Annotated in this window: 2 protein-coding genes and 1 tRNA gene; 1 reads left to right on the top strand and 2 read right to left on the bottom strand. The window is 37.1% G+C overall.

The window, feature by feature from the left end; genetic code table 11:
• Window positions 1-228 precede the first annotated feature (228 nt).
• Together glmS and hemA are read right to left on the bottom strand one after the other, a co-directional pair.
• Window positions 229-2,055, bottom strand: a complete 1,827-nt coding sequence (gene glmS / locus AB1414_16895) for a glutamine--fructose-6-phosphate transaminase (isomerizing) (protein MEW6609093.1) — start codon at window positions 2,053-2,055, stop codon at window positions 229-231.
• Window positions 2,056-2,179: 124 nt separating this feature from the next.
• Window positions 2,180-3,436: a glutamyl-tRNA reductase gene (gene hemA, locus AB1414_16890; protein MEW6609092.1), complete on the bottom strand. Its 1,257-nt coding sequence runs from the start codon at window positions 3,434-3,436 to the stop codon at window positions 2,180-2,182.
• 123 nt (window positions 3,437-3,559) lie between these two features.
• Here hemA and AB1414_16885 point away from each other — a divergent pair.
• Window positions 3,560-3,646 (top strand) — tRNA-Leu (locus tag AB1414_16885).
• Window positions 3,647-4,054 lie beyond the last annotated feature (408 nt).

Genomic DNA, 4,054 nt, shown 5'->3' with positions numbered 1-4,054 from the left:
AAACATATTGCTTTTGCGGAATGCTACAAACAGATTGCTCCTACGGAGCTTTATTTATATTAGCTCCAGAGGAGCGGTCTGTTTGTAGAAAGATTATATCCTTACAACATAATTAGCTCCAGAGGAGTGACCTGTTTATTCTTTTTCTCACCCCAACCGCACAGGTCGCAAGATTTTACCGCAGATTATCGCTGATATTTTTTCTCTAATTTTAGTCATCATCCTGTTCTACTCGACAGTGACGCTTTTAGCCAGATTTCTCGGCTGGTCAACATCACAACCACGATGATGAGCGATGTGATAGGCTAATAATTGTAATGGAATAACGGCTAAGATAGGACTAAGAAGAGGTGTAGTTTTTGGGATATGAATGGTATGGGCTACCTTTTTGGTTATTTTATTATCACCAGCCGTGGCTACGGCAATAATAATTCCTCCTCTTGCCTTTGCCTCTTCAATATTACTCATAATTTTCTCATAAAGCTGTCCTTGTGTCGCAATAGTCACCACTGGCATATTTTCATCAATTAAGGCGATTGGACCATGTTTCATCTCACCTGCCGGATAACCTTCGGCATGGATATAGGATATTTCTTTTAATTTCAGTGCCCCTTCTAAGGCAATTGGGTAATTAATTCCTCGACCTAAATAAAGAAAATTCTCATAAGTATGAAATTTGTGGCTTATGTCTTCAATCTTCTCTGCCTCATTTAAGATATTTTCTACTTCCATTGGTATAAGTCGAAGTTGGTCCAGTAATTCTTTAGTTTTTCTTAAATCAATAACTTGGCGTTGACGACCAAGATAAACTGCTAATAAATAAAGTGCAGTTAATTGTGAAGTAAATGCCTTAGTGGAAGCTACACCTATTTCTATTCCGGCACGGGTATAAACAACGCCATTTTTAGACTCACGGGTAAGCGAGGAGCCAATAACATTGCAAACAGAGATAATTTTTGCCCCTTTATTTTTCCCTTCTTTAACTGCGGCTAATGTATCTGCGGTCTCACCTGATTGAGAGATAGCAATAAGCAAGGTATTTTTAGATAAAATTGGGTTTTTATATCTAAATTCAGAACCTATATCCACCTCGGTTGGGATCTGGGTTAATTCTTCTAACATAAATTTACTAACTACGCCGGCATAATAAGCTGTGCCACAGGCAACAATAACTATTTTATCAATATTCGATATTTCCTCCTGACTTAAATTCAACTCATCTAAATAAACCTCGTCTTCTATTATTCGACCTCGAATGGTATCTTCAATCGCTCGGGGTTGTTCATAGATTTCTTTTAACATAAAATGTCGATAGCCACCTTTTTCAGCCATAATGGGGTCCCAATCTACATAAGTTATTGTTTTTTTAACTGGTTTGCCTTTTATTGTCGTAATTTTTACTCCATTTTGACTCAGGACAGCCATTTCTTCATCATCTAAAAATATAACTTGCCGAGTGTATGGTAAAATAGCCGGTATATCCGAGGCGATAAAAAACTCTCCATCTCCTAAACCTATGACCAATGGACTGGCCAATCTTGCCGCAACGATGCGGTCAGGTTGGTTACAACTAATTACCCCCAGGGCATAAGCACCTTTTACTTTACTTAGTGCTATTTTGACTGCTGAAGTCAGGTCATCTTTTAAATATTCTTCAATCAAATGGGCAATTACCTCAGTATCGGTTTGTGACCTGAACTGATGGCCATTGAGAATTAATTTCTCTTTTAAGTGGGTGTAATTTTCAATAATTCCGTTATGAACTACAATTAGTTGCTCTTTGCAATCGCGATGTGGGTGGGCATTTTCTTCTGAAGGTCTGCCATGAGTTGCCCAGCGGGTATGGGCAAGTCCTAAATTGCCAGAAAGAGGTTCATTACAGATAATCTCCTCTAAGTTTAATATCTTTCCCACACTGCGTCTTAACTCAATATGGGAATTGCTCATAACCGCAACCCCCGCTGAATCATAACCTCGATATTCTAATCTTTTTAAACCATCAATTAGTATTGGCGTTGCATTTTTCGAACCAACATAACCTACAATTCCACACATTATATCCCTCCATTCTCATAAGATTTGTATGATTATCACTATACCATATCACTTTAGATATTGTCAATGATTTTTTCGTTGTTGCAGTAATTTGATTATGGAGAACTCCACGATTTGTATCTGTTTAGCGTCCGTCGTTATTGAGATTAAATAAATCGGTTAATATCTTTCCATAAGTTGGGTCATCGGTTGAGGCATATTTCTTCAAGGCAATAATTGGTTCTTTTAAGAATCTTTCAGTAAGTTTAGCGGTAATTAATTTTAGTCTTTCTTTTTCCTTTGGGGTAAGATTTTTTTCCTTGAGAAAAGTCTTATTTAATTCCTCCTCTCGAATAGATTCCATTTTTTGTTGTAATGATGAAATAATTGGAGAAAGTTGTCTAAAATTAAGCCAATGACAGAATTTCTCGGTTTCTTTTTCAATAATCATTTGACATTTTTTTATCTCTTTTTGTCTTGATTTAATGTTAGATTGAACGACTGTCTGTAAATCATCAATATTATAAAGGTATATTCCATCAAAAGAGCCGATTTCCGGGTCAATATCCCGTGGCACAGCAATATCGATAAAGAATATAGGTTTATATTTGCGTAAGGACATAAGGTTTTTTATATCCTCTTTTTTGATAATGAGATGTGGGGCGGATGTTGAACTAATGACAATATCCACATCAGGTAAAGTCTGAATAAGGTCATCAAATTTAATTGCCTGACCTGAGAATTTATCCGCAATTTCTTTTGCCTTTTCATAGGTGCGATTAGTGGCTAAAATTGTGCTGACTTTATTTGCAAATAGGTGCTTTGCAGTATCTTCACTTATTTTGCCTGCACCAATAATTAAGACCCGCTTACCGTCTAATTTACCAAATATCTTTTTAGCTAATTCTATGGCGGCAAAACTTACCGAAACAGCTCCTTTACCAATCGCGGTCTGATTTCTTACCTGTTTTCCAACTAATATTGCCTTCTGGAATAAATTATCCAGATAAGTATCGGTAACATTAATTTTAAACGCCTGTTCATAAGATTCCTTAACCTGTCCTAAAATTTGCGGCTCACCAATAATCATCGAATCTAAACTTGCGGCAACATCGAATAAATGCCTTATTGCCTCTTTGTCTTGATGAACATAGAGATAATTTTCCAAATTCGCCTGATAGTATTGATGCAAGAAATTTATTATCTTTATCTTTGCCTCTTTTACATAACTCGTAGCCGCATATACTTCTATCCGATTGCAGGTAGATAAAATCACCCTTTCTTTGATAGATTGATTGAGTGATTTTAATGCTTCTATAAGTTTTGTTTGCGGGATAGCGAGTTTTTCCCGCAATTCGATGGGCATAGTTTTATGATTTGCGCCAACAACGATAATCTCCATTTCTACTTCATTATACAGTATAGTTTTAAATATTGCAAGTAAATTTATAATTAGAATTGCTGTCCATTCAAAAAGAGGATTGACAAAAATCGCCTGGTATGGTATTATTAAAATATAGTAAAAGCGAGAGTGGCGGAAACTGGCAGACGCGCTGGACTTAGGATCCAGTGGGGATTCCCCTTGCGGGTTCAACTCCCGCCTCTCGCACCAGGTGTTCTGGGTAAACGAAAGAACTTTGTAACCTTTGTGTTCTTTGAGGAAAGGAAGTTTCACGCCAAGCACGCAAAGAACGCAAAGGAGAAGAAAGGAAAAATTTACCTTTGCGTCCTTTGCGTGAAAAAACTATTTTCAGAGGAAACCGGGCATAAACCTGCGGTTCACAAATGAGGATGAAAATAGTGGTAGGAAATAGAAGGTGGAAGGTAAGGACATAGGCGTGAGAAGTGATGTTTTCTTTACTTTCTACTTTCTACTCTCTACTTTCTACTTCCTTATTTTCAGGAGAAACCGTCATGCCCCTGCGGGGCACAAAGGAGGATGAAAATTTTGCTTGAATTTCCAGCTTCCTTGTGTTATTCTTACTAAGAAAGAGGCAAGGAGACTTGCCCAAAAGAAATA

Source organism: bacterium (assembly GCA_040755795.1).
Classification (GTDB): domain Bacteria; phylum UBA9089; class CG2-30-40-21; order CG2-30-40-21; family SBAY01; genus JBFLXS01.
This window is presented reverse-complemented; position numbering and strand designations above follow the sequence as displayed.

Coding starts and splice junctions, on each gene's coding strand:
- glmS (MEW6609093.1), bottom strand. CDS start 2,055: ATGTGTGGAATTGTAGGTTATGTTGGTTCGAAAAATGCAACGCCAATA.
- hemA (MEW6609092.1), bottom strand. CDS start 3,436: ATGGAGATTATCGTTGTTGGCGCAAATCATAAAACTATGCCCATCGAA.